General features: G+C 72.3%; 17 protein-coding genes. 10 read left to right on the top strand and 7 right to left on the bottom strand.

The genetic code is table 11. From position 1 onward, the window contains the following. The 8 genes from nusA (at position 1) to IE136_RS28190 (ending at position 11,287) form a co-directional block, all read left to right on the top strand. Positions 1-1,011, top strand: a complete 1,011-nt coding sequence (gene nusA, locus IE136_RS28225; protein ID WP_158991074.1) for a transcription termination factor NusA — start codon at positions 1-3, stop codon at positions 1,009-1,011. 118 nt (positions 1,012-1,129) lie between these two features. Further along, the gene (locus tag IE136_RS28220) at positions 1,130-1,408 is read left to right on the top strand and encodes a YlxR family protein (protein WP_158991076.1); all 279 of its coding nucleotides are present in this window, start codon (positions 1,130-1,132) and stop codon (positions 1,406-1,408) included. A gap of 152 nt (positions 1,409-1,560) precedes the next feature. After that, the gene (gene infB / locus IE136_RS28215) at positions 1,561-4,656 is read left to right on the top strand and encodes a translation initiation factor IF-2 (RefSeq protein ID WP_158991078.1); all 3,096 of its coding nucleotides are present in this window, start codon (positions 1,561-1,563) and stop codon (positions 4,654-4,656) included. Positions 4,657-4,804: 148 nt separating this feature from the next. Next, positions 4,805-5,098, top strand: coding sequence for a DUF503 domain-containing protein (locus IE136_RS28210; protein WP_056644720.1), 294 nt, complete (start codon positions 4,805-4,807; stop codon positions 5,096-5,098). Positions 5,099-5,127: 29 nt separating this feature from the next. Beyond that, positions 5,128-5,580 carry a 30S ribosome-binding factor RbfA gene (gene rbfA, locus IE136_RS28205; protein ID WP_158991080.1) on the top strand — a complete coding sequence of 151 codons (453 nt, stop codon included), beginning with the start codon at positions 5,128-5,130 and terminating at the stop codon, positions 5,578-5,580. Beyond that, complete coding sequence (gene truB / locus IE136_RS28200; RefSeq protein ID WP_158991082.1) at positions 5,577-6,476, top strand: tRNA pseudouridine(55) synthase TruB; 900 nt, start codon at positions 5,577-5,579, stop codon at positions 6,474-6,476. The genes rbfA and truB overlap by 4 nt, the downstream gene beginning before the upstream one ends. 200 nt (positions 6,477-6,676) lie before the next feature. Beyond that, positions 6,677-10,291: a trypsin-like peptidase domain-containing protein gene (locus IE136_RS28195; RefSeq protein ID WP_189601753.1), complete on the top strand. Its 3,615-nt coding sequence runs from the start codon at positions 6,677-6,679 to the stop codon at positions 10,289-10,291. 39 nt (positions 10,292-10,330) lie between these two features. After that, complete coding sequence (locus IE136_RS28190) at positions 10,331-11,287, top strand: bifunctional riboflavin kinase/FAD synthetase (RefSeq protein ID WP_158991086.1); 957 nt, start codon at positions 10,331-10,333, stop codon at positions 11,285-11,287. Between the two features lie 278 nt (positions 11,288-11,565). On the opposite strand, the gene IE136_RS28185 is transcribed toward IE136_RS28190, so the two are convergent. After that, positions 11,566-12,819, bottom strand: a complete 1,254-nt coding sequence (locus IE136_RS28185) for a cytochrome P450 (protein ID WP_158991088.1) — start codon at positions 12,817-12,819, stop codon at positions 11,566-11,568. A 191-nt stretch (positions 12,820-13,010) separates the two neighbouring features. Between IE136_RS28185 and IE136_RS28180 the strand changes: the two genes are divergently transcribed. After that, a complete protein-coding gene (locus tag IE136_RS28180; protein WP_189601752.1) occupies positions 13,011-14,144 on the top strand; it encodes a type III polyketide synthase in 1,134 nt (377 codons plus the stop codon). Between the two features lie 47 nt (positions 14,145-14,191). Further along, complete coding sequence (locus tag IE136_RS28175; RefSeq protein WP_189601751.1) at positions 14,192-15,202, top strand: hypothetical protein; 1,011 nt, start codon at positions 14,192-14,194, stop codon at positions 15,200-15,202. Positions 15,203-15,326: 124 nt separating this feature from the next. Here the strand turns inward: IE136_RS28175 and IE136_RS28170 are convergent, their stop codons facing one another. The 6 genes from IE136_RS28170 to IE136_RS28145 form a co-directional block, all read right to left on the bottom strand. After that, entirely contained in the window at positions 15,327-16,493 is a 1,167-nt protein-coding gene (locus tag IE136_RS28170) for an ABC transporter ATP-binding protein (RefSeq protein WP_158991094.1), read from the bottom strand. Then, positions 16,490-17,455, bottom strand: a complete 966-nt coding sequence (locus tag IE136_RS28165; protein WP_158991096.1) for an ABC transporter ATP-binding protein — start codon at positions 17,453-17,455, stop codon at positions 16,490-16,492. Before IE136_RS28165 ends, IE136_RS28170 begins: the two co-directional genes overlap by 4 nt. Then, the gene (locus tag IE136_RS28160) at positions 17,452-18,339 is read right to left on the bottom strand and encodes an ABC transporter permease (protein ID WP_189601750.1); all 888 of its coding nucleotides are present in this window, start codon (positions 18,337-18,339) and stop codon (positions 17,452-17,454) included. Before IE136_RS28160 ends, IE136_RS28165 begins: the two co-directional genes overlap by 4 nt. After that, positions 18,336-19,397, bottom strand: coding sequence for an ABC transporter permease (locus IE136_RS28155; protein ID WP_158991100.1), 1,062 nt, complete (start codon positions 19,395-19,397; stop codon positions 18,336-18,338). The genes IE136_RS28160 and IE136_RS28155 overlap by 4 nt, the downstream gene beginning before the upstream one ends. A 4-nt stretch (positions 19,398-19,401) precedes the next feature. Beyond that, a complete protein-coding gene (locus IE136_RS28150; RefSeq protein ID WP_373309172.1) occupies positions 19,402-21,171 on the bottom strand; it encodes an ABC transporter substrate-binding protein in 1,770 nt (589 codons plus the stop codon). Between the two features lie 264 nt (positions 21,172-21,435). Further along, positions 21,436-24,624, bottom strand: coding sequence for an SCO5717 family growth-regulating ATPase (locus IE136_RS28145; RefSeq protein ID WP_189601749.1), 3,189 nt, complete (start codon positions 24,622-24,624; stop codon positions 21,436-21,438). Positions 24,625-24,860: the final 236 nt, after the last annotated feature.

Genomic DNA, 24,860 nt, shown 5'->3' with positions numbered 1-24,860 from the left:
GTGGACATCGACGTGAAGCTCCTGAAGGGCTTGGCACAAGAGAAGGAGATCTCCTTCGACCTGTTGGTCGAGGCGATCGAGTCGGCCCTCCTCATCGCCTACCACCGCACCCCCGACGCCCGCCGCCACGCGCGCGCGCAGCTGGACAAGAACACCGGTCATGTGACGGTGTGGGCGAAGGAAGACCCCTCCGAGCTGGAGGAGGGCCAGGAGCCCAAGGAGTTCGACGACACCCCGTCGGACTTCGGCCGGATCGCGGCGAGCACCGCCCGCCAGGTCATCCAGCAGCGACTGCGGGACGCCGAGAACGACGTCACGTTCGGCGAGTACGCGCGCCGCGAGGGCGACATCGTCGCCGGTCAGGTGCAGCAGGGCAAGGACCCGAAGAACGTCCTCGTCAGGCTGGACGACAAGCTGGAAGCCATCCTTCCGGTCCAGGAGCAGGTGCCGGGCGAGGACTACACGCACGGCCTTCGGCTGCGTACGTACGTCGTCCGGGTGGCCAAGGGTGTCCGCGGTCCGTCCGTCACTCTGTCGCGCACCCACCCCAATCTGGTGAAGAAGCTTTTCGCGCTGGAGGTCCCCGAGATCGCGGACGGTTCCGTGGAGATCTCGGCGATCGCCCGTGAGGCCGGTCACCGCACCAAGATCGCCGTCCGGTCCACCCGTTCGGGCCTGAACGCCAAGGGCGCCTGCATCGGCCCGATGGGCAGCCGCGTGCGCAATGTCATGGCGGAGCTGCTCGGCGAGAAGATCGACATCGTCGACTGGTCCGACGACCCGGCCGAGATGGTGGCCAACGCGCTGTCCCCGGCCCGGGTCTCCAAGGTCGAGATCGTCGACCTGGCCGCCCGCTCGGCCCGGGTGACCGTGCCGGACTACCAGCTCTCGCTGGCGATCGGCAAGGAGGGGCAGAACGCCCGTCTGGCCGCCCGTCTCACCGGCTGGCGCATCGACATCCGTCCGGACACCGAGCTGCCGTCCGGCGACGACGAGCGCGACCACCGCTGAGCGGACCCGAGGAATGGATCGCGCTGTGGTGACGTTGTGCTACAGCGAGATCACGACAAACGACCGTTCGATTCCTGCCCCGCACGGGTCAGGTCGTTACGGGGAGGTAGACTTAAGCGTGTCTGGCCGGACGCATGCCCGAGCGTGCCCTGAACGAACCTGTGTGGGATGCCGGGAGCGAGCGGCCAAGAGCGATCTGCTGCGCATCGTGGCGGTCGAGGGTGCATGCGTCCCCGATCATCGCGGTACGCTGCCCGGCCGGGGTGCGTATCTGCACCCCGCCTCGGTCTGTCTCGACCTGGCGGTCCGCCGCCGGGCGTTCCCCCGGGCCTTCAAGGCCCAGGGACCGCTCGAAACGGCGTCGGTACGACAGTTCGTCGAGCAGGCGGCACCGTAAGAAGAAGTACGGCACGGATTACCAGACCGTGCGGTCAGGTACCTCGCGAGTTGGAAGTAGGTCGAGATTGCGATGAGCACTCGATGAGTACGCGATGAGTACGCCCATGAAGTAGCGACGGTCCGGCGGTAACCGGACCTAAAAGGAGCGAAGTGGCTAAGGTCCGGGTATACGAACTCGCCAAGGAGTTCGGCGTGGAGAGCAAGGTCGTCATGGCCAAGCTCCAAGAACTCGGTGAATTCGTCCGTTCGGCGTCCTCGACGATCGAGGCGCCGGTCGTGCGCAAGTTGACTGATGCACTGCAGGGGCCCGGCGGCAACGCCGGCAAGTCCGCTGCCAAGCCGGGCGCGCCTCGTAAGGCCGCCCCCTCGAAGCCCTCGGCGCCCTCCCCGGCCGCCGCGGCACGTCCCGCTGCCCCCAAGCCCGGCGCACCGGCTCCCAAGCCGGCCCCCGCCGCGCCCGCGGCGCCGGTCACTCCGGCCGCGCCCACGAGCAGCACCCCCTCTCCGGCTCCGGCCGCCTCGGGCCCCCGCCCGGGCCCGAAGCCCGCGCCCAAGCCGGTCACGCCGGCTCCGGCCGCCCCCGAGTTCACCGCGCCCCCGTCGGCCCCGGCCGCCGGTCCGCGTGCCGGTGGCGGTACCCCGGGCCCGCGTCCCGCCGGCGAGCGTCCCGCCCGTCCGGGTCAGGGCGCGCCGCGTCCGCAGGGCCAGGGTGCCCCGCGTCCCCAGGGCCAGGGCGCTCCGCGTCCCGGTGGCGCACGTCCGGCCGGTCCCCGTCCGGGCAACAACCCCTTCACCTCGGGTGGCTCCACCGGAATGGCGCGCCCGCAGGCGCCCCGTCCGGGTGGCGGCGCTCCCCGTCCCGGCGGCCCCGGTGCCGTTCCGGGCGCCCCGCGCCCGCAGGGTGGCCCCGGCGGCGCCCCGCGTCCGCAGGGTCAGGGCGGTGCCCGTCCCACCCCCGGTGGCATGCCTCGTCCGCAGGCTCCCCGTCCGGGCGGCGCGCCCGGCGGTAACCGTCCCAACCCGGGCATGATGCCGCAGCGTCCCGCTGCCGGCCCGCGTCCCGGTGGTGGCCCCGGCGGCCGTGGCCCCGGTGGCCCCGGTGGTCGTCCGGCAGGCGGCGGCGGTCGTCCCGGCGGCGGCGGCTTCGCCGGCCGTCCGGCCGGTCCCGGCGGTGGCGGCGGCGGCTTCGCCGGTCGTCCCGGTGGTCCCGGCGGTGGCGGCGGCGGTCGTCCGGGTGGTCCCGGCGGCGGTGGCGGCGGCTTCGGCGGTCGTCCCGGCGGCTTCGGTGGCCGTCCCGGCGGTCCGGGTGGCCGTGGTGGCACGCAGGGCGCCTTCGGTCGTCCCGGCGGTCCCGCGCGTCGCGGTCGCAAGTCGAAGCGGCAGAGGCGCCAGGAGTACGAGGCCATGCAGGCCCCGTCGGTCGGCGGCGTGATGCTGCCTCGCGGCAACGGCGAGACCATTCGCCTGTCGCGCGGTGCGTCCCTCACCGACTTCGCCGAGAAGATCAACGCCAACCCGGCGTCGCTCGTCGCGGTGATGATGAACCTCGGCGAGATGGTGACGGCCACGCAGTCCGTCTCCGACGAGACGCTGCAGCTGCTCGGCGACGAGATGAACTACACCGTCCAGATCGTCAGCCCGGAGGAGGAGGACCGCGAGCTTCTCGAGTCCTTCGACATCGAGTTCGGCGAGGACGAGGGCGGCGAAGAGGCCCTGGTCTCGCGTCCGCCGGTCGTGACCGTCATGGGTCACGTCGACCACGGTAAGACCCGACTGCTCGACGCCATCCGCAAGACGAACGTCATCGCGGGCGAGGCCGGCGGCATCACGCAGCACATCGGTGCGTACCAGGTCGGTACCGAGGTCAACGGCGAAGAGCGTCGTATCACCTTCATCGACACCCCGGGTCACGAGGCGTTCACCGCCATGCGTGCCCGTGGTGCGAAGTCGACCGACATCGCGATCCTCGTGGTGGCGGCCAACGACGGTGTGATGCCGCAGACGATCGAGGCGCTGAACCACGCCAAGGCGGCCGGTGTGCCGATCGTGGTCGCGGTCAACAAGATCGACGTCGAGGGCGCGGACCCGACCAAGGTCCGCGGTCAGCTGACCGAGTTCGGTCTGGTGGCCGAGGAGTACGGCGGCGACACGATGTTCGTCGACATCTCCGCCAAGCAGGGTCTGCACATCGACTCCCTGCTCGAGGCCGTGGTCCTCACCGCGGACGCCTCGCTCGACCTGCGGGCCAACCCGAACCAGGACGCGCAGGGTATTGCGATCGAGTCCCACCTCGACCGCGGTCGCGGTGCCGTCTCGACCGTCCTGGTCCAGCGCGGAACGCTGCGCATCGGCGACACGATGGTCGTCGGCGACGCGTACGGCCGTGTCCGGGCGATGCTCGACGACAAGGGCAACAACGTCGAGGAGGCGACCCCGTCGACTCCCGTCCTGGTCCTTGGTCTCACCAACGTGCCGGGCGCCGGCGACAACTTCCTGGTGGTCGACGAGGACCGTACGGCCCGTCAGATCGCCGAGAAGCGCGCTGCGCGTGAGCGCAACGCCGCCTTCGCCAAGCGCGTCCGCCGGGTGTCCCTCGAGGACCTCGACAAGGTGCTCAAGGCCGGTCTGGTCCAGGAACTCAACCTCATCATCAAGGGCGACGCGTCCGGTGCGGTCGAGGCTCTCGAGTCCTCGCTGCTCCAGCTCGACGTCGGTGAAGAGGTCGACATCCGGGTCCTGCACCGCGGTGTGGGTGCGGTCACCGAGTCCGACATCGACCTGGCGATGGGCTCCGACGCCATCGTCATCGGCTACAACGTCCGTGCGGCCGGCCGTGCCGCGCAGATGGCGGAGCGCGAGGGCGTCGACGTCCGGTACTACTCGGTGATCTACCAGGCCATCGAGGAGATCGAGGCGGCGCTCAAGGGCCTCCTCAAGCCGGAGTACGAAGAGGTCGAGCTCGGTACGGCGGAGATCCGCGAGGTCTTCCGCTCGTCCAAGCTGGGCAACATCGCCGGTGTCCTCATCCGCTCCGGAGAGGTCAAGCGCAACACCAAGGCGCGACTCATCCGCGACGGCAAGGTCATCGCGGAGAACCTCAACATCGAGGGTCTGCGCCGCTTCAAGGACGACGTCACCGAGATCCGCGAAGGCTTCGAGGGTGGTATCAACCTCGGAAACTTCAACGACATCAAGATCGACGACGTCATCGCGACGTACGAGATGCGCGAGAAGCCGCGCGCCTGATCGCGTCCGATCACCGCAGTGAGCAGGGGCCGGTCGGCGGAACTTATTCCGTCGATCGGCCCCGGCCGTTGCGTGTACGGTTCTTGTGTCCCTGCCAAGTCGATGGCGGGGCCACCTGAACCCGAACCGGCGGGACATCCGGGCACACATGTATGTGGGGACTCTGTCCTTCGATCTGCTCCTCGGCGACGTCCATTCGTTGAAGGAAAAACGCTCCGTCGTCCGGCCCATCGTCGCCGAGCTCCAGCGCAAGTTCTCCGTGAGCGCGGCCGAGGTGGGCGACCAGGACCTCCACCGCAGGGCCCGGCTGGGCGTCGCGCTGGTGGCCGGGGACCCGGGGTTCGTATCGGACGTGCTCGACCGCTGTGAGCGGCTGGTCGCGGCACGGCCCGAGGTGGAGCTGCTGTCGGTGCGACGCAGGCTCCACACTGATGAAGACTGATTGAGCAAGGCAAAGAAGGAGAAGGACCAGTGGCCGACAACGCGCGGGCGAAGAAGCTGGCGGACCTCATCCGGGAGGTGGTCGCCGAGAAGCTGCAGCGCGGCATCAAGGACCCGCGCCTGGGTACGCACGTGACCATCACGGACACCCGCGTCACCGGCGACCTGCGGGAGGCCACGGTCTTCTACACGGTCTACGGAGACGACGAGGAGCGGGCCAGCGCCGCGGCGGGCCTGGAGAGCGCCAAGGGCGTACTGCGCTCCGCGGTGGGCCGGGCGGCGGGGACCAAGTTCACGCCGACCCTGACCTTCGTCGCGGACGCCCTCCCCGAGACCGCCAAGACCATCGAGGACCTTCTCGACAAGGCGCGGGCCTCCGACGCGCAGGTGCGCGAGGTGTCCTCGGGCGCGAAGTACGCCGGCGAGGCCGACCCGTACCGCAAGCCCGGTGACGAGGACGAAGAGGGCACCACCGCCGAATGAGCAACGCAGGAAAGACGCCCGACGGGCTTGTCGTCGTCGACAAGCCGTCGGGCTTCACTTCGCACGACGTCGTGGCCAAGATGCGCGGGATCGCCAGGACCCGGCGCGTCGGCCACGCCGGCACGCTCGACCCCATGGCCACCGGCGTCCTCGTCCTCGGCGTGGAGCGGGCGACCAAGCTGCTCGGTCACCTCGCGCTGACCGAGAAGGAGTACCTCGGCACGATCCGGCTCGGGCAGACGACGATCACCGACGACGCCGAGGGTGAGATCACCGCCTCCGTGGACGCCTCCAAGGTGACCCGCGAGGGTATCGACGCGGGCGTGGCGGAGCTGACCGGCGCCATCATGCAGGTGCCGTCGAAGGTCTCCGCCATCAAGATCGACGGCAAGCGTTCGTACGCACGGGTGCGCGGCGGCGAGGAGTTCGAGATCCCGGCCCGTCCGGTGACGGTCTCGTCCTTCCAGGTGTACGACGTGCGGGAAGCGGTCGCCGAGGACGGCACGGCGGTCGTCGACCTCGTCGTCTCGGTCGTCTGCTCCTCCGGTACGTACATCCGGGCGCTCGCCCGGGACCTCGGCGCCGGACTCGGCGTGGGCGGTCATCTGACCGCGCTGCGCCGCACCCGGGTCGGCCCCTACAAGCTGGACTCCGCCCGGACCCTGGACCAGCTCCAGGAGGAGCTCACGGTCATGCCGGTCGCCGACGCGGCCGCGGCGGCGTTCCCCCGCTGGGACGTCGACGAGAAGCGGGCCAAGCTGCTCCTCAACGGCGTCCGCCTGGAGATGCCGTCGTACCCGGCCGGGCCGGTGGCCGTCTTCGGACCGGAGGGGCGCCTTCTCGCGCTCGTGGAGGACCAGAGGGGCAAGGCCAAGAGCCTGGCCGTCTTCGGCTGAGGCCGGTTCTCGGGGATGGTGTGGTGGAGCGGGCACGCGCGCGTGCCCGCTCCACGGTCCCCCTCCGGGCACTGTCTGTCCGCCCAGCTCCGTTCCATCACTCCTTCGGGCCGGCGCTCGGAGTGAAACGGGGAGCGCGCGGGGGCGCGTTGGCCAGGTGTGGTTCTCGGGGTGATCACCGCCGACCTAACGTCGACACCATGGCATGCGGTGACCTGGGAACGCTGGTACGGATCTGCGATCCGGCGGGCCGACCGCGCGGAACGGGGTTCGTCGCCGACGACCGGGGGACGGTCGTCACCAGCCACGAGGCCGTCGACGGGCTCGCGAGCCTCGTCCTGCACGCCTTGGCCGACCCGTACGGCCCCGGCTCCGCCTCCGGCGGAGCCTGCTGTCGCACGGGGGCCGACGCCGTCACCGCCCTGCCCGAGGCCGGTCTCGCCCTCGTACGGACCGAGGGGCTCGGCGCGCGTCCGCTGCCGATCACGGCCCGGACGGAGATCGAGCCGGGCACATACGTACGGATCGCCGCGCACGGCTGGCGGGAGGCGCGGGTCCTGGGCCCCGCGGCCGTCACGTACATCGCCGTCGACGGTCTCCACCCGATCGGCGACGCCCTGGAGCTGGCCATCGGCACCGAAGGGGCCGAGGCGCTGCGGCTCGGCGGGCAGGCGGCGGGCGGGCCCGTCGTGGACCCCGCCACCGGAGCCGTGGTCGCCGTTCTCGGCACCGCGCTGCGAGGCGCGCGCCACGCCGCCGGATACGCGGTGCCCCTGGCGTCGGTCGGCGCGCTGGAAGCTCTGCTGCGACGCAGCGCCGCCACCGTTCCCTGCTACGGGCCCGATCTCAACCTGGCGGGCGTGCTGGAGCTGACGGCCACGTCCACCGGGTCGGCCGGCGCTCCGCGCGCGTGGGCCGACCCCGTCGAACGGAACGCGGTCGTACGGGAGTTCTCCGCGTTCGCCGCCGGTGAGGCCAGGGTCCTGGCGCTCGTCGGCGCGCCCGGCACCGGCCGTACCACCGCGCTTGCCGCGCACTGCGCCCGCCGCGCCCTCGGCTCCGCCCCGGCTCCCACGGTCTGGCTGCGCGGCGCCGATCTCCGGGCGGAGGATGCCTCGGTCGCCGACGCCGTGGGCCGCGCCCTCGGCCAGGCCGGCCGGATCGTCGCCGCCTCAGGAGCCTGCGGTGACGTCACTGCCGCCACGCCGGAACGGGCCGCGGCGCTCGCCCGTGCGGCGGGCCGCCCGCTGCTCGTGATCCTGGACGGCCCGGAGGAGATGCCTCCGCGGCTCGCCCACCGGCTCGCCGCATGGACGCAGGGGACCGAGCGCTGGCTGGGGACCCACGGCGTCCGCCTCGTGCTGGGCTGCCGTCCGGAGCACTGGGAGCAGGCGGCCCCGCTGTACAGCCGGGCCGCGCTGCACCGCGGTGCGGAGGTCGTGCTCGGGGAACTCTCCGAGCACGAGGCGCGGGTGGCGCGCGAGCGGTACGGCCTCACCGCCGCCGATCTGGCGGACGCCGACGCCCGGCACCCGCTCGCGCTGCGGCTGCTGGCGGAGGTCCGGGAGGCGCTGCCCGGACAGGTGCCCGGCCGCCCCTGCCGGGAGGAGATCTTCCAGGCCTACGTCGATCTGATGTGCCTGCGGGTCGCGGTACGGATCGCCGCCGGCTCCCGCCCCCTTGCCCGGGGCACCGCCGTCCGCCGACTCGCGGCCCGCGTCGCGGGCCAGGTCCACGAGGCCGCCCGCCGCTGCCTCGGCCCCGGCCAGGGCGAACTGGACCGCGAGTCCTTCGAGGAGATCTTCCCCTGGAGGACGGGCTGGGCCTCCGCCGCCCTGACCGAGGGCCTCCTCGTCCCCGCCGGCTCCGGTTACCGCTTCGCCCACGAGGAACTGTCCGACTGGCTCCAGGCCGCCCACCTGGACGTCGACGAGGCCCTGCGCACCTTGATCCCCCATGGGACCGCACCCCGCCCGCTGCCGGAGCCGAGAGGCGCCGCCCCTGGCGGGCTGGGCTCGGTCCGCGATCCCGTGCCCGGCGGTCTCGACTCCGCACCGCCCCGCTACGGGCAGGAGTCCCGGCGGGCCGCCCCGGGCCGGTCCGGCGACGGGAACCCACGCCCTGCGGCGGGCGGCTCCGATGCCGAGGCCCCGCCGGCCCTGCCGGTGCCGCGGCATCGGATGGGGCCGGTGCTCCAAGCGCTGCTGCTTCTGGGGCGGGAGCGGGGGCCCGCGGCTCTCGCGCCACGGCTCGAGGGGATGGTCGACGCGCTCGGGCGGCTTGCCGAAAGCGGGCTCGGTGACACGGACGGGGCATGGTGGGGTGGGCACCTGCTCGCCGAGACGCTGCTGCGGGTTTCCGAGCCGCGGGCCCACCTTCCCGTTCTGCGTCGCCTCGCCGACCGCGTCGCCGCCGTGCCCCCCACGGGGGACGGGGACGCGTTCGCGCCCTTCGGGCCCCCGTTCTGGGAGGCCCTCCGAATCGGCGAGGACGAGCGGTTCGACCTGCTGCGGCGGCTGGTCCCCGCACACGCCACACCCCGTTTCCTCGACGCCGTCGCCGCCCGACTCGTCGCCGAGCCCCGAGGCGTACAGCCGCTGCTCTGCCGCTGGTTCGCCGACGACCGGCCTCTCGCCGCCGCGCCCCACGCGACCGTCGCCACCGCCGCGCAGGCGCTGCTGCACACACATCGGAATCTGGCCGTCGACGACCTGTGCGAAGCGCTCGTCGCCACCACCCATCCGCTCGCCGACGGACTGCTCGGCGCCCTCGCCGAGGACGAGCCGTCCGCCATGTGCCGGGCCGTGGACCGCTGGGCGCACGACGACGGCCGGCCCGAGCGCCGGGCCGCCGCGGCCACCTACGGAGGCATGGTCGCCCGGCACGCGACGACCGGCTCCGACCGCGCCCTCCTGCGCTACGCCGCCCTCGCCCTGCTCGCCCGCCCCGACGACACCGCGCTGCACGGCCCCGCCCTCGCCCTCCTCCTGGGCGACCCCCTCACCCGCCCCGAGCATCTCGCCGATCCCCGAGTGCCCGTGAGCGCCCTCGCCGCCGCCCTCGCCGACCACCCCGAACCGGTGCTGGCCGCCTTCCGGACCCGCCTGCTCGGCCGGCCGGGGGAGGAGGCGGGCGACATCCTGCGGGCAGTCGCCGAGGTCACCACCCCCGCCCTCGCCCGCCGGGCCGCCGCCCTCGTCCGCGCGTACGTCGACCGCCACCCCGAGGGCGCGGGACACGCCGCCGCCTACGTCGACCGCCGTCTCGAGGAGGGCCCGGCCGCACGGGCCGTTCTCTTCCCCCTGGTCACCGCCCTCATCCACGGCGGCCCCGCACAGGTCCGCGGCTCGCTCGCCCCCGTCCTCGCGGCGCCCGGCACGGGCGCCTCCCGGTACCTGCGCGGCGAACTGCTCGACGTACTCCTCACGTACGAGCGAGACGGACAGGACGGACAGGACGGCGGGCGGGACGGAAGCGATGAACGGCGTGACCTGTCCGTCCCCGACGCCCTGCTGCGGGCCGCCGCCCGCGACTGCGAGCGGCGCCCCGAGGTGCGCACCCGGGAGATCGTCCTGCGCGCCGGACTCCTCCTCGTCCGCACCCCGGAGGGCGCGACCTGCCTCGACCGGCGGCTCGTCGACCTCGCACGCGAACTCCCCGCATTCGCCGCGCAGCTGACCGGCTGGCTCGATGCCGATCCGGACGAATGGGCCGTCGTCGTCGGTCCGAGCACGCTCCGTACCCTCCGGGCTCTCGTGAGTTCCATGCCGATGCGAACCGAGCGGCGTGAGCATGGCAGTCTTAGACCTGCGTAATCAGGCGACGGACGTACAGGCGGACGAGGAGCGGTCACAGTGCAGCGCTGGCGTGGCTTGGAGGACATCCCCCAGGACTGGGGGCGCAGTGTTGTCACCATCGGCTCCTACGACGGTGTGCACCGCGGGCACCAACTGATCATCGGACGGGCGGTGGAGCGCGCCCGCGAGCTGGGCGTTCCCACGGTCGTGGTCACCTTCGACCCGCACCCCTCCGAGGTCGTGCGCCCCGGCAGCCACCCGCCGCTGCTCGCCCCGCACCACCGCCGCGCGGAGCTGATGGCGGAGCTGGGCGTGGACGCGGTGCTCGTGCTGCCGTTCACGGCCGAGTTCTCGCAGCTCTCCCCGGCGGACTTCATCGTGAAGGTGCTCGTCGACAAGCTGCACGCCAAGGTCGTCATCGAGGGCCCCAACTTCCGCTTCGGACACCGGGCTGCCGGCAATGTCGACTTCCTGGCGGAGCTCGGCGCCACCTACGACTACGAGGTCGAGGTCGTCGACCTCTACGTGAGCGGTACGGCCGGCGGCGGCGAGCCCTTCTCCTCCACGCTCACCCGCCGACTGGTCGCCGAGGGCGACATGGAGGGCGCCGCCGAGATCCTCGGCCGGCCGCACCGCGTCGAGGGGATCGTGGTCCGCGGGGCCCAGCGCGGTCGTGAGCTCGGCTTCCCGACGGCCAACGTCGAGACGCTGCCGCACACCGCCGTCCCGGCCGACGGCGTGTACGCGGGGTGGCTGACCGCCGCGGGCGAGCGGATGCCCGCCGCGATCTCGGTCGGCACGAACCCGCAGTTCGACGGCACGGAGCGGACGGTCGAGGCGTACGCGATCGACCGCGAGGGGCTCGACCTGTATGGCCTGCACGTCGCCGTCGACTTCCTGGCTTACGTCCGCGGGATGCTGAAGTTCGCCACCCTGGACGACCTTCTCGAGGCGATGGCCGGAGACGTCAAGCGCTGCCGCGAGCTGACCGAGGCGTACGACCGGACGCACTAGGCCGGGTTCCGTAACGTCCCGCCTGGCCCGCGACGCCTGGCACGCACGCTCGCCGCGTTGTCGGGATCACCCGAGTACGCCCGGTACGAGGGTGATCCTCCGCCTCGCGATCGCACGCACCGGACGCCGCGGGCCCTGCCCTGCGGGCAGACGGCGCTACGTTCCGGACACGGCCCAGGAGTAGGGGAACCGGCCGCCCGGCCCCCGAACGGCGGAGCCCGCCGCGTGGACCGTGTTCGACCCGGTCCGCGCGGCGGGCTCCCGTCCGCGTCCTGGCGTCACCAGGTGACGACCAGCTCCCTCGGGCCGCGGATGAGGCCCTTCGACTGGAAGACCACGTCCTCGGGCCGGCCCGCCAGACGCAGCTCCGGATACCGCCGCAGCAGCGTCGAGATCATCACCTCGGACTCCATCCGGGTGAGCATCGCCCCCATGCAGTGGTGCGGCCCGTGGCCGAAGGAGACGTGCCCCGTGCCCGTACGGTCGAAGTCGACCTCGTGCGGGTCCTCGAAGACCGACGGGTCACGGTTGGCCGCGAGGTAGGACGCGTACACCGCCTCACCCGCTCGGATCAGCACGCCGCCGATCTCGACGTCCTCGGTGGCGATCCGCGGCAGCCCCACGCCGTTGCGGTGCGGGATCCAGCGCAGCAGCTCGTCCACCGCCTGCGGCAGGAGCTCCGGCTCGGCCCGCAGCCGAGCCGTCAGATCCGGGCGGGTGAGCAGCAGGTACACCATGTTGGCGCTGTTGTTGCGGACCGCGTGCGCACCGCTGATCAGGATCGCCATGGCCAGCGAGACGGCCTCGTCGGTGCTGATCCTGCCCCCGGCCAGGGACTCGGCGAGCTCCCCGGCCAGGTCGTCGCGCGGCTCCGCGCGCCGCTGGTCGAGCAACCGGGTGATGTAGCCGTGGATCTGGGCCTTGGCCGCCTTGCTGCTCTCCGGTCCGGGGCCCGAGGACAGGATGAGATCGGGCCAGGAGGCCAGCTCGGCGCGGTCCTCCTCGGGGATGCCGAGCAGGTCGCATACGACCGCCATCGGCAGCGGCCCGTGCAGATGCCTCATCAGATCAGCGGGGCGGCCGGCCTCCTCCATCGCGTCGAGCAGCCGGTCCGTGGTCGCCTGCGCCAACGGACGCAGCCGTTTGGTGTTCTGGCCCGTGAACGTCTTGGTCACCGCCTTGCGCAGCTGCGTGTGGTACGGCGGATCGGCGTAGTTCAGGGCCGCCTTCGAGGCGACCATGTGGCCGGTCATCTTGGTGACCATGCGATCGAGCAGGGCCGTTCGGCTGAATCGCGGATCGGAGGTGACGGCGCGGACGTCCTCGTACCGCGTCACCAGCCAGGCCTCGTTCTCGGCGGCGAAGGGCAGCCGGATCCTGGCCACCGGCTCTTCGGCGAGCAGTTCGGTCAGCAGAGGGTCGAATTCCAGCGCGGGCAGGTCGTCGACGGCCCAGGTGCGCACGGGCCGTGGGGCGTCCGGGGCCGCCGGGGCGGCCGGGACGTCTGGGGCGGAGGTGGTCTCGGAGGTCATGAGAGGGCTGTTCCCGGACGCGAGCGGCCCCGATACGCCGAGCGCCCACAGCCCCCTGAACGGAGGACGGCCGCGGCCCGGTCGGCATGACGTTCCGTAGGCCCTTCGTGACCCTCGCGGTTGCGGGCTCCGGTTCACCGGGTGAGTGTGGGCGGCAGTTCACGGTGAACGAGAACGAAGGAGCGCATGTCGTGGTCACTCTGTGCAAACCCGCGGTGTCCGTACCCGAGTACGTGATCACGAGGGAGGAGACGCTTGCCCTCGCCCGCTCCCTTCATGCCGATCACCCCCAACTGCCCTTGGCGTTGCGGCTGATCGAGAACACCGGGGTCACCCAGCGGCACATCGTCCAGCCCATCGAGGAGACGTTGAGACACCCCGGCTTCGAAGAACGCAACGCGCTCTACGAGACCGAGGCGAAGGCCAGGGTGCCGAAGGTCGTCGAGGAGGCCCTGGGCAACGCCGGGCTGCGCCCCGCGGACATCGACATGATCGTCTACGTGTCGTGCACCGGCTTCATGATGCCGTCGCTCACCGCCTGGCTCATCAACACGATGGGCTTCCCGAGCCACACCCGGCAGCTGCCGATCGCCCAGCTGGGCTGCGCTGCCGGCGGGGCCGCCATCAACCGGGCGCACGACTTCTGCGTCGCGTACCCGGACGCCAACGTCCTCATCGTGGCCTGCGAGTTCTGCTCCCTCTGCTACCAGCCCACCGACCTCGGCGTCGGCTCCCTGCTCTCCAACGGCCTCTTCGGTGACGCGGTGGCCTCCGCGGTCGTCCGGGGCAGGGGCGGCACCGGCATCGCCCTGGAGCGCAACAACTCCCATCTGGTCCCCGACACCGAGGACTGGATCGCCTACAGCGTCCGGGCCACCGGCTTCCACTTCCTGCTCGACAAGCGGGTGCCGACCACCATGGAGCCGCTGGCCCCGGCGCTCCGCGAGATCGCGGGGTCACACGGCTGGGACGCCGGCGACCTCGACTTCTACATCATCCACGCCGGCGGGCCCCGCATCCTGGACGACCTCAGCCGCTTCCTGGAGGTGGAGCCGGAGGCCTTCCGGTTCAGCCGCGCCACCCTGACGGAGTACGGGAACATCGCCAGCGCCGTCGTCCTGGACGCGGTGCGCAGACTCTTCGACGCGGGCGGACTGTCCGAGGGAGCCCGCGGCATCATCGCCGGCTTCGGCCCCGGCATCACCGCGGAGATGTGCCTGGGCAGATGGACCGCGGCGCCCGTCCCCTCCCTGGAACCGGACCTGAACAGCCGTCGGATCGTCGGCTACTCGCCCGCGGCGCACCCCGCGCGCGCCGCTCACTGACCACTCGTCCCCCTGGCATCTCTCGCCATTTCGCAAAGGAGACCCGCATGTCCGTCACCCCGCCGTCCCTCCGCAGATCCGCGCGTGGCCCGGCCGCCCTCACCGCGCTGCTCGCCGGTGTCGCCGCCGTCACCGTGGCCGGCGCACCCGCCCAGGCGGTGGCCCCGCACAAGGCCCGCGTCCCCATGCACCAGTGCTGGGTGAACGACGTCCCCGCGCCCCCCGGCAACCAGGTCAACGGCACGGAGCACGACGACCACATCTTCTGCGACAGCGACCTGGAAGGGGTCACCGTCTCGGGAGGCAACGGCAATGACATGATCGAGATCAGGGGTCTGGTCATCGACTCCGCCGTGATGGGCGGCGAGGGCGACGACGTCATCCGCACCAAGCACCTGGTGCCGCAGACCACCTTCAGCATGGTCCGGGGCAACCGCGGCAACGACGTCATCAAGGTGGCCACCGTGCGCGGCGACGGGGCGAAGCTGGGTGCCGTCGTCCACGGCGACGACGGCAACGACAAGATCACCACGGGCTCGGTGTCCGGGGCACCCGGGCAGTTCAACCGGGGCGGCGGGATCGTCACCGGCAACGACGGCGCCGACACCATCAAGACCGGTGTCATCGACTTCTCCGGCCGGGTCCTCGGCGGCAGCGAGAGCGACACCATCGAGGCCGCAGCGCTCGGCCCCGAGTCCGGCGGTCTGATCCAGGCCGGGCCCGGCGACGACAAGATCAGCGGACACGGCGGAGCGATCCTGATCGTCGGCGAGCACTGGGGGAGCGTGGACGCCGGTGTCGGCCGGGACGACTGCAAGGTGAAGTCGGTCTCGACGCGGACGTCCATCAGCTCCTGCGAGATCCTCCCCGCGGCGGACCCCGGAGGCCCCGGAGCGAAGCCCGGCAAGCCCGCGCAGCCGGACAAGGCGACCAAGCCCGGCAAGCCCGCGCAGCCGGACAAGGCGACCAAGCCCGCCAAGCCCGCCAAGCCCGCCAAGCCCGCCAAGGCCGCGAAGGCCGCAGGATCCAAGGTCACGGCGGCGAAGCGCAAGCACTGAGGTCCAGCACGAGGGAGTGTCCGCGCAGTCTGCCGTCCGCCCGGAGGGCGGGGCCCGCAGCGTCCGGTGCGTGCGAGCGCGCGTGCGGGGCGTCACGGGCCAGGCAAGACTTCGAGGACACGGTCTAAGCCCCGTCCACCCCGTGGCCCGCCACCCAGTGGCAGGCCGCGCCCCGTGCGCCGCTGCCGCCGGCGAGGATCGGCAGGTCCTCGCCCCGGCAGCGGTCCGCGACCGCCGCCGCCTCGCCCGAGGCGAGGATCTGGCAGCGGGCGTGGAAGCGGCAGCCGGACGGGACGCGGGACGGGTCCGGGGGCTCGCCGGTCAGCACCACCGGCTCGCCCCCGGACTCCGGAAGAACCGACAGCAGCGCACGCGTGTAAGGGTGCTGAGGAGACGTCAGTACCGACTCCACCGTCCCGGTCTCCACGATCCGCCCCAGGTACATCACCGCCACCCGGTCCGCGATGTTCCAGGCCAGACCCAGGTCGTGCGTCACGACCAGCGCCGAGAGCCCCAGTTCCTCCCGCAGGCGCAGCAGCAGCGCGAGGATCTCCCCTCGTACCGACGCGTCCAGTGAGGCCACCGGCTCGTCCGCCACGATCAGTTCGGGCTGGAGGACCAGGGCGCCCGCGATCACGACCCGCTGACGCTGACCGCCGGACAGCTCGTGCGGGTAGCGGAGGAAGAATCGCTCCGGCGGGCGCAGACCGGCGCGGGACAGGGCCTCGGCGACCGCCGCCCGCTCGTCCCCGTCGTACCCGTGGATCCGCAGCCCCTCCGCCACCGCGTCGTAGACCGTATGACGCGGGTTCAGGGAGCCGCTCGGGTCCTGGAGGACCAGCTGGGCGCGCTTCCGGTACGCCTTCAGGGCACGGGAGCTGTACGAGAGCGGCTCACCGGCGAAGGTGATCCTGCCGGACGTGGGCGGCACCAGGCCGAGCAGTGAACGGGCCAGCGTCGTCTTGCCGCATCCCGACTCGCCGACCAGTGCCACGATCTCGCCCGCGCCGATCTCCAGGTCCACCCCGTCCACCGCCCGCGCGGCCGGCGCGCCCCGGCGCCCGGGGAAGGTGACGTGCAGACCGGCCGCCGACAGCAGCGGCCCGGACGGCACGCCGACCGAAGCCGACGCGACCGGAGACGACTGGGCGGAAGCCGACTCGACAGCAGCCTCCTGGGGGGACGTGTCCGGCGTCTCTCCACCGGCGGCGCCCGACGCAGCCGCGCCCGACGCAGACGCCCCCGACGCAGACGCGGCCGGCGCGGACGGGTCCGGCTTCAACGGGTTCATGAGCCACTCCCGACGTGTACGCAGGCCGCGTGGCGCCCCGCGCCCGCCTCCCGCAGTTCCTGGTCCTGCTCGCCGCAGACCTCCACCGCCACCGGGCAGCGCGGGTGGAAGGCGCATCCGCCCGGCAGATCCGCCGGATCCGGCGGATCACCCGGCAGCCCGCGCGGCGCCCGGCGCGACGCCGGATCGCCGATCCGCGGGAAGGCCGAGGACAGCGCCCGCCCGTACGGATGCTCGGCCGCGTCGTACACCTCCCGCGCCGGCCCCTCCTCCACCACCCGTCCCGCGTACATCACCGCGAGCCGGTCACAGGTGTCGGCGAGCACGGCCAGGTCGTGGCTGATCATCAGCAGGCTGATGTCGTCGTCGGCCACCAGCCGCTCGATCAGCCGGAGGATCTGCGCCTGGATCATCACGTCGAGCGCGGTGGTCGGCTCGTCGGCCACGATCAGCCGCGGATCGCAGGCGAGCGCCATCGCGATCATCACCCGCTGGCGCTGCCCGCCGGACAGTTCGTGCGGATACGCGGCCGCCCGCGCCGCCGGAAGGCCGACCTGTTCCAGGAGCTCCCCGACCCGTCCGCGCGCGGCCGTCGGGGTCACCTTCCCGTGCACGAGCAGCGGCTCCGCGATCTGGTCGCCGATCCTGTGCACCGCGTTGAGCGAGTGCATCGCGCCCTGGAAGACGATCGACGCCCCCGCCCACCGGACGGCCCGCAGCCGGCCCCACTTCATGGTGAGGACGTCCTCCCCGTCGAGCAGGATCTCGCCGGTCAGGCGGGCGGACGCCGGGAGGAGCCGCAGCAGCGCCAGCGCCATCGTCGACTTCCCACAGCCAGACTCGCCCGCCACCCCGAGCTTCTGCCCGGCGCGCAGGGTCAGGTCGACGCCGCGTACGGCGGGGACGGCGGACGCCCCCGACCCGTAGGTCACCGTCAGATCGCGGATCTCGAGGAGGCTCACCGCCCCACCCCCAGCTTCGGGTTGAGCACGGACTCGATCGCCCGGCCGCACAGCGTGAAGGCGAGTGCGACGAGCGCGATCGCGATCCCGGGCGGCGCCAGGTACCACCAGTGGCCGGAGGAGACCGCACCCGCCTCCCGGGCGTCCTGGAGCATGCCGCCCCAGGACACCACCGTCGGATCGCCGAGGCCGAGGAAGGCCAGCGTCGCCTCGGTCAGGATGGCGGTGGAGATGCCGAGCGTGGTCTGCGCGAGCACCAGCGGCATCACGTTCGGCAGCACGTGCCAGCTCATGATGTGCCCGTGCCCGCCCCCCAGCGCGGTGGCGCGTTCGATGTACGGGCGGGACTCCACCGCGATCGTCTGGGCGCGCACGAGCCGGGCCGTGGTGGGCCAGCTGGTGACGCCGATGGCCAGGATCACCGTCCACATCGAGCGGGACATGACGGTGGCCAGCACGATCGCGAGGACCAGCGCCGGCATCACCAGGAACCAGTCCGTGACGCGCATGACGACGGTCGAGAACCAGCCGCCGTAGTGGCCTGCGACGATGCCGACGAGCGTGCCGATGGCGACCGAGAGCGCCGCCGCGAGCAGCCCGACGAGCAGCGAGATCCGGGCGCCCCAGACGAGGAGGCCGAGCAGCGACCGCCCGAACTGGTCGGTACCGAGCGGGAACGTGGCGCTCGGCGACTCCAGGGCCCTGCCGGGCGCGTTCGTCACCGACTGCACGTCGGCGCCGACGAGCAGCGGGGCGGCGAGCGCGAGCAGCGCGATCAGGGCGAGGCCCGCCAGGCCGTGGAGACCGGCACGGTGGGTGCGGTACTGGCGCCAGAAGCGGGCCACCGTACCGCGGCGGCGTTGCCAGGCCAGAGAGGTCGTCATCGGCCCACCCGGGGATCGAGCAGCGGATAGAGAAGGTCGGCGATCAGGTTCATCAGGATCATCGCGCCGGCGAAGACCACGAACAGGCCCTGGACGAGCGGCAGGTCGGGCACGCTGAGCGCCTGGTAGAACAGCCCGCCCAGCCCCGGCCAGGAGAACACCGTCTCCACCAGGATCGAACCGGCCGCCACATGGCCGAGATTGATGAAGACCATGGTCACGGTCGGCAGGAGCGCGTTCGGTACGGCGTGCCGGCGCCGTACGACGTCGTCGCGCAGTCCCTTGGCGCGCGCCGTCGTCAGATAGTCGCCGCCCATCTCGTCGAGGAGCGAGGAGCGCATCACGAGCAGGGTCTGCGCGTACCCGACGGCGACCAGGGTGAGGACCGGCAGCACCATGTGGTGGGCGACGTCGAGGACGTACGCGAAGCCGGTCTCGCCCGTGCCCGACTCCATGCCGCCGGTCGGGAAGAGCCCGGGGATCGGTCCGATCCCGACCGAGAAGACGATGATCAGGAGCAGGCCGAGCCAGAACGAGGGCACGGACCACAGCGTCAGCGCGACGCCGGTGTTCAGCTTGTCACCGAGACCGCCGTGGTTCCAGGCGGAGCGGGTGCCGAGCCACAGCCCGAGCGCCGAGTAGAGCAGCACCGCGACGCCGGTCAGCAGCAGGGTCGCGGGCAGCTTCGTCGCGATGAGCTCACCGACCGGGGCGCGGAACTGGTACGACATGCCGAGATCACCGCTCAGCGCCTTGCCGCAGTAGTCGGTGAACTGCTGCCACATCGGCAGATCGAGTCCGAACTGCCTGCGGAGCGTGGCCAGTTGCTCGGCCGAGGTCGGGACGCCGTGCGTCATCGCCTTGACGGGGTCGCCGGGGATGATCCGGAAGAGGAAGAAGCTGGTCACGAGCACGGCGAGGAGCGAGACGGCCGCGCCGCCCAGCTTGCCCGCGACATAGCGGAGGTAGGCGACGGTGGTACCGGTGCGGGAGGCGCCGTCCGTGGCGCGGACCGGTGCGGTCCGCGCCACGTCGGCGGGCGTGCTTGCCGTCGTCACGTCACTACTCGCGGTCGTCGGCGGTGGAACGGCGGCGCATACCGAGGAAGATCCCGAGCCCGGCCACGACCACCACGGCCGCTCCGATGCCCACGATCACCCCGGTGGACGATCCGCCGTCCGAGCCGTCGGACGCGGAGGCGGCGGGCACGGCCGACCACCAGCTCCAGTAGCCGTCCTGGCCGTAGAGGTTGCCGGCCGCCTCCGGCATCGTGGTGATGGACCTGATCTGGTCCGTGCGGTACGCCTCCAGGGCGTTCGGGTAGGCCATGATGTTCATGTACCCGGTGTCGTACAGCCGGGACTGCATCTGCTTGACCAGATCCGCCCGCTTGGCGGCGTCGTACTCCACCGACTGCCGCGCGTAGAGCGCGTCGAACTGCCGGTCGCAGATGAAGTTGTCCGTGGCCCCGGTGTCCTTCGGGGTGGCCGGCAGGGTGCCGCAGGTGTGGATCGACAGGACGTAGTCGGGGTCGGGGTTGACCGACCAGCCGTCGAAGGCGAGGTCGTAGTCGCCCTTCGTCCACGGGTCGCCGACGTTGTCGAGGCACTCGACCTTCAGCCCGATGCCGAGCTTGCCCCACCACTCCTGGAGGTACTTGCCGACGGCCTTGTCGTTCGGGTCGGTGGCGTGGCACAGGATCCGGAAGTCCAGCGGCCTGCCATCCTTGCCGACCCGCTTGCCGTCGCCGTTCTTTCTGTATCCCGCCTGGTCCAGGAGCTGCTCCGCCTTCACCGGGTCGTAGCCGAGCTTCTGCCCGGCGCCCGGCTTCCAGAAGTACGCACCGAAGCGCGGCGGGATGTACCCCTCGCCCTCGACGGCGTGCCCCTGGAAGACCTTGTCGACGATCGTCGTACGGTCCACGGCCAGGAAGAGCGCCTTGCGGACGGCTGGGTCGAGCAGGGCCTTGTGGCCGTTGCCGAAGGCCTTGCCGTCCTTGGCCCGGGCGCCCGGGTTGGTGGCGAGGGCGAAGAAGCGGCGGCCGGGAGCGTCGTTGACCTTGATGTTCTCGGCGGTCTTCAGGGCCGCCGCCTGAGCGGGCGTCAGGTTCGGTACGAAGGACACCTCGCCCTTCTGCAGCGCGGCGACGGCGGCGTCGCCGTCCTTGTAGTACTTGAAGACCAGTTCGTCGAACTTGGGCGCACCGCGCCAGAAGTTTTTGTTCGGCTTCAGCTTGATGTACTGGTCGACCTTGAAGTCCGTGATGACGAACGGGCCGTTCCCGACGATCGGGAACTGCTTGTCGTTGTTGAACTTCGAGAAGTCGCCGACCTTCTCCCAGACGTGCTTGGGCACGATCGGCACGTCGAGCGCCGTCATCGTCGCCTGAGGCTTCTTCAGCTGGATGACCAGGGTCCGTGGGTCGGGCGCGGTGACCTTCTTGAAGTTGGAGGTGAAGCTGCCGTTGGCGGTGGCGGCGTTCTCGTCCGTCATCATCTTGTTGAAGGTCCAGGCGGCGTCCTCGGCGGTCGCCTGTTTCCCGTCGGACCACTTCGAGTCCGTACGGATGGTGTACGTCCAGGTCAGCTTGTCGGGCGAGGACTTCCACTCGGTCGCGAGGCCCGGGATGGGCTTGGCGTCCTTCGCGTCGTAGTTCGTCAGGTACTCGTAGGCCAACCGGTGGATGCTGGTGGAGACGAGCTTCTGGGCGAGGAAGGGGCTCAGTGAGTCGACGCTCTGCGAGACGGCGACGGTGAGGGTGGTGCCGCTGCCGGCCTTGGCGTCGCCCTCGGCGGACGGGACCGCCTGGGCGGCCTGCGGGACGGCCACCATGGTGGTGGCGGTGACGCCGGCGGCGAGGAGGAGTCTGAGGAGCCTGCGGGGGGCGACCGGGCGGGGTGGAACCTTCGTGACCATGACCATGGGACGTGACCTCGCGTCGTGGATCTTGGGGCGCCAACTGGTGAAGCGAAGGTCTATCAGCGGTGGCCGAGCGGCGTCAACGATGTCACAAACCCCTTGTGGGCTGCGGGAATGCCATGAGGCTCCGCATCGGAAAGCCGATGCGGAGCCTCATTGGTCTCATCCTCTGACGCCTTACTGCTGAGGGGCTGGCGGAGCCTGCGGGGCGGCCTGCGGAGGCTGCTGCGGCCATCCGGCCTGAGGCGCGGGAGCCTGCGGATCCGCTTGCGGCGGAACAGGCTGACCGGGCTGGGCGGGCTGGGCGGCCGGCTGCTGCCAGCCCTGCGGCATGCCGGGCTGCTGCCCCGGCTGCTGCGCGTACCCCTGCTGCGGGGGATACGGCTGCGCCTGAGCCTGCGGGTACGGCTGCTGCCCCGGCTGCCCCGGCTGGGCACCGTACGGCTGACCGGGCTGCGGTGCGTACGGCTGGCCCGGCTGCGGAGCCTGAGGCGCGTAGGGCTGCCCCTGCTGCGGTGCGTACGGCTGACCGGGCTGCGGTGCGTACGGTTGTCCGGGCATGGGCTGACCGGGCGACGCCTGACCGGGCATCGGCGGGGCCAGGTGCGGCGGGACGCCGCCCTGGCCGTCACCCGTCCACAGGCCCTGCGCCTGCTGGGCCCGGACGAAGTCCTCGGCGACCATCGCCGACAGGTTGAAGTAGGCCTCGCGCGTCTTCGGCCGCATCATGTCGAGGTCGACCTCGGCGCCCGCCGCCAGGTGCTCGTCGAACGGCACCACCACGACACCGCGGCAGCGGGTCTGGAAGTGCTGCACGATGTCGTCGACCTTGATCATCTTGCCGGTCTCGCGGACACCCGAGATGACGGTGATCGAACGCTGCACCAACTCGGCGTACCCGTGGGCGGAAAGCCAGTCGAGCGTCGTCGACGCGCTGGAGGCGCCGTCCACGGACGGGGTGGAGATGATGATCAGCTGATCGGCTAGATCGAGCACTCCGCGCATCGCACTGTAGAGCAGACCGGTGCCGGAGTCGGTGAGGATGATCGGGTACTGCTTGCCCAGGACGTCGATCGCCCGGCGGTAGTCCTCGTCGTTGAACGTCGTCGAGACGGCCGGGTCCACGTCGTTGGCGATGATCTCCAGACCGGAGGGCGCCTGCGAGGTGAAGCGGCGGATGTCCATGTACGAGTTGAGGTACGGGATCGCCTGGACGAGGTCACGGATGGTGGCCCCGGTCTCCCGCCGCACCCGGCGGCCGAGCGTGCCGGCATCCGGGTTGGCGTCGATCGCCAGGATCTTGTCCTGACGCTCGGTGGCCAGTGTCGAGCCGAGCGCGGTGGTCGTCGTGGTCTTGCCGACACCCCCCTTGAGGGAGATGACCGCGATCCGGTAGCAGGACAGGACCGGCGTGCGGATCAGTTCGAGCTTGCGCTGCCGCTCGGCCTCCTCCTTCTTGCCGCCGAGCTTGAAGCGGGCGGACGCGCCCGGGTTCCGGCTGGACTTGGCCTTCTGCTTGTTGTTGCGCAGCAGCCGGTCCGAGGAGAGCTCCACGGCGGCGGTGTAGCCGAGCGGGGCGCCCGGCACGGAGCGCTCGCGCTGGTCGTGCGTGACCGCGGTGGGCCAGGCGGCCCCGGTGCGCGGATCGACCGGATGCTGCGGCTGCCCGCCCTGCGGCGGCAGCGGTGCCCGCGGCGGCTGTGCCTGGTGATCGGGGTGCGACGCCTGCGCGGGCACCTGAGCCTGCGGCGTCCCGGGGTGCGGGAAGCCGTACCCGCCCTGCGGCGGCAGCGGTGCCAGCGGCGGCTGTGCCTGGTGATCGGGGTGCGACGCCTGCGCGGGCACCTGAGCCTGCGGCGTCCCGGGGTGCGGGAAGCCGTACCCGCCCTGCGGCGCGTTCTGGGCCGGCGGCTGCGGGAAGCCGTACCCGCCCTGGGCGTCGGGCACCTGGGGTGCCTGCGGGATGCCGGGGTGAGGGAAGCCGTACCCGCCCTGTGCGGCGGGGGAGTTGGCGTCGGCCGTCTGCGGTGTCTGCGGTGTCTGCGGTGCCTGTGGTGCGGGCGCCGGGGCCTGCGGCGTGCCGGGGTGCGGGAAGCCGTACCCGCCCTGGGCCTGCGGGGGGAGAGGGGCGGGCATCGGCTGTCCCGGCTGGGGGAAACCGTGACCGCCGGGAGCAGGGGCGGGCTGCGGAGGTACGGGCGCCTGGGCGTCTGGGGCCGCCTGGGCCGGCCAGGAGGCGGCGGCGGGGAGCGGCTGACCCCCCGTCGGCGCCGGGGCGGGCCACTGCGGCGCCGCGGCGGGTGCCGCCGGCTGGAAGGACGGCGGGAGAGGGGGAAGCCCGGCACCGCCCTGCGGGGCGGCGGGGGCCCACGGCGGGGAGGCGGGCGGCAGGGCCTGCGCCGGCGCGGCCGGCGGAGCGTCCTGGGGTGCGGGGGAGGGGGCGGCGTCCTCGGGCGCCTCGCCCGACGTGCCGGGGGCGGTCTCCGCGTCGGCGGAGTCACCCTCGGCCACGGCTCCGGTCTCGGCCGAGTCGTTCCCTTCACCGTCGGTCGCCGAAGGCCGAACCGGGGAATCCGTGGCGGAGGCGTCCGCCACGGCGGACTGCTCGGCCGAGCCGTCACCGTCGGAAGCCGCGTCGTCCCTGTCGTCCTGTTCGCCCACGGCGGGCACGCTGTCGGCGTCGGCGTCCGTCGAGGTCGTGACCGTGCCGTCCACCGGAGCCTCCCCGCCCGCGGCGGGCGGGCCGTCGCTGCCGGAGTCCGCGTCCGTGGAGGGCGCCGAGGGGAGAGACCCCTCGGCCGGCGCCCGCCCCGCCTCGGGAGCCTCACCGGCGGCGTCCGGCACCGGCGGCAGTTCCGGCGAGTGCCCGGCGCCCGGAGCCGGGAACGCGCCCGCCTCCGAACCCTCGGCGTTCTGCGCCGAAGTCGCCTCCGCCCGCTCGGAGATCTCCGCCATCTCGCGCTTCAGCGTGGCGGGGGAGAAGCGCATGGTCGCGCCGCTCTCCAGGTCGCCGCCCCCGAGCGACCCACCGTCAGCGGGCGTGGCCGCGGCAGCAGTCGGCGAGGGAGCCGGCGCGGGTGCCGGGGCCGGAGCGGCCGGTACGGCGGGAGTCGGCGTCGGGGCCGGAGTCCACTCGGGTTCGAAGCCGCTGCCGGCCGGAAGCCCGGGGACGGCGACGGGTGCGCCGCTGGGCGGCGGCGGGGTGGCACCCCCCGCGCCCCCCGATCCGGACGCGTTCTGCGTGTACCAGGCCGGAGGGGTGTAGTCGATGGTGAACTCACCCGTCATCTCGGCGGGATCCGCGTCGGACTGATCATCGACGGGTGGATTCCAACCCCCGCGGATCTCGTCCCGATCGCCGTTCACTTTGCCTCCTGGTGTGGTCGCGCACCCTTGTGCTGTCGTGGGCGGGCCCTTCCCACCCTAAACGCCAACGGTGTCGGTGGGGCAGGCCCGAGGGCCCGCCCACGCCTGTCTGCCCGGTCACGTCCCGCCCCCAAGTGACCTACCCGCACCACAGAGTGATCCCCCTGGCCATACGGTGACGATTCCCCCGCGTTCAAATCCGTACATAAATGGACGGACTTGAAAATCCCCGCGCC

The organism is Streptomyces lateritius (genome assembly GCF_014649715.1).
GTDB classification, from domain to species: domain Bacteria; phylum Actinomycetota; class Actinomycetes; order Streptomycetales; family Streptomycetaceae; genus Streptomyces; species Streptomyces lateritius.
This window is presented reverse-complemented; position numbering and strand designations above follow the sequence as displayed.

Bases quoted from the DNA above. Each gene is read 5' to 3' on its own strand.
- IE136_RS28210 (WP_056644720.1), top strand. From the start codon at position 4,805: ATGTATGTGGGGACTCTGTCCTTCGATCTGCTCCTCGGCGACGTCCAT.
- truB (WP_158991082.1), top strand. From the start codon at position 5,577: ATGAGCAACGCAGGAAAGACGCCCGACGGGCTTGTCGTCGTCGACAAG.
- IE136_RS28195 (WP_189601753.1), top strand. From the start codon at position 6,677: ATGGCATGCGGTGACCTGGGAACGCTGGTACGGATCTGCGATCCGGCG.
- IE136_RS28185 (WP_158991088.1), bottom strand. From the start codon at position 12,819: ATGACCTCCGAGACCACCTCCGCCCCAGACGTCCCGGCCGCCCCGGCG.
- IE136_RS28175 (WP_189601751.1), top strand. From the start codon at position 14,192: ATGTCCGTCACCCCGCCGTCCCTCCGCAGATCCGCGCGTGGCCCGGCC.
- IE136_RS28170 (WP_158991094.1), bottom strand. From the start codon at position 16,493: ATGAACCCGTTGAAGCCGGACCCGTCCGCGCCGGCCGCGTCTGCGTCG.
- IE136_RS28160 (WP_189601750.1), bottom strand. From the start codon at position 18,339: ATGACGACCTCTCTGGCCTGGCAACGCCGCCGCGGTACGGTGGCCCGC.
- IE136_RS28150 (WP_373309172.1), bottom strand. From the start codon at position 21,171: ATGGTGGCCGTCCCGCAGGCCGCCCAGGCGGTCCCGTCCGCCGAGGGC.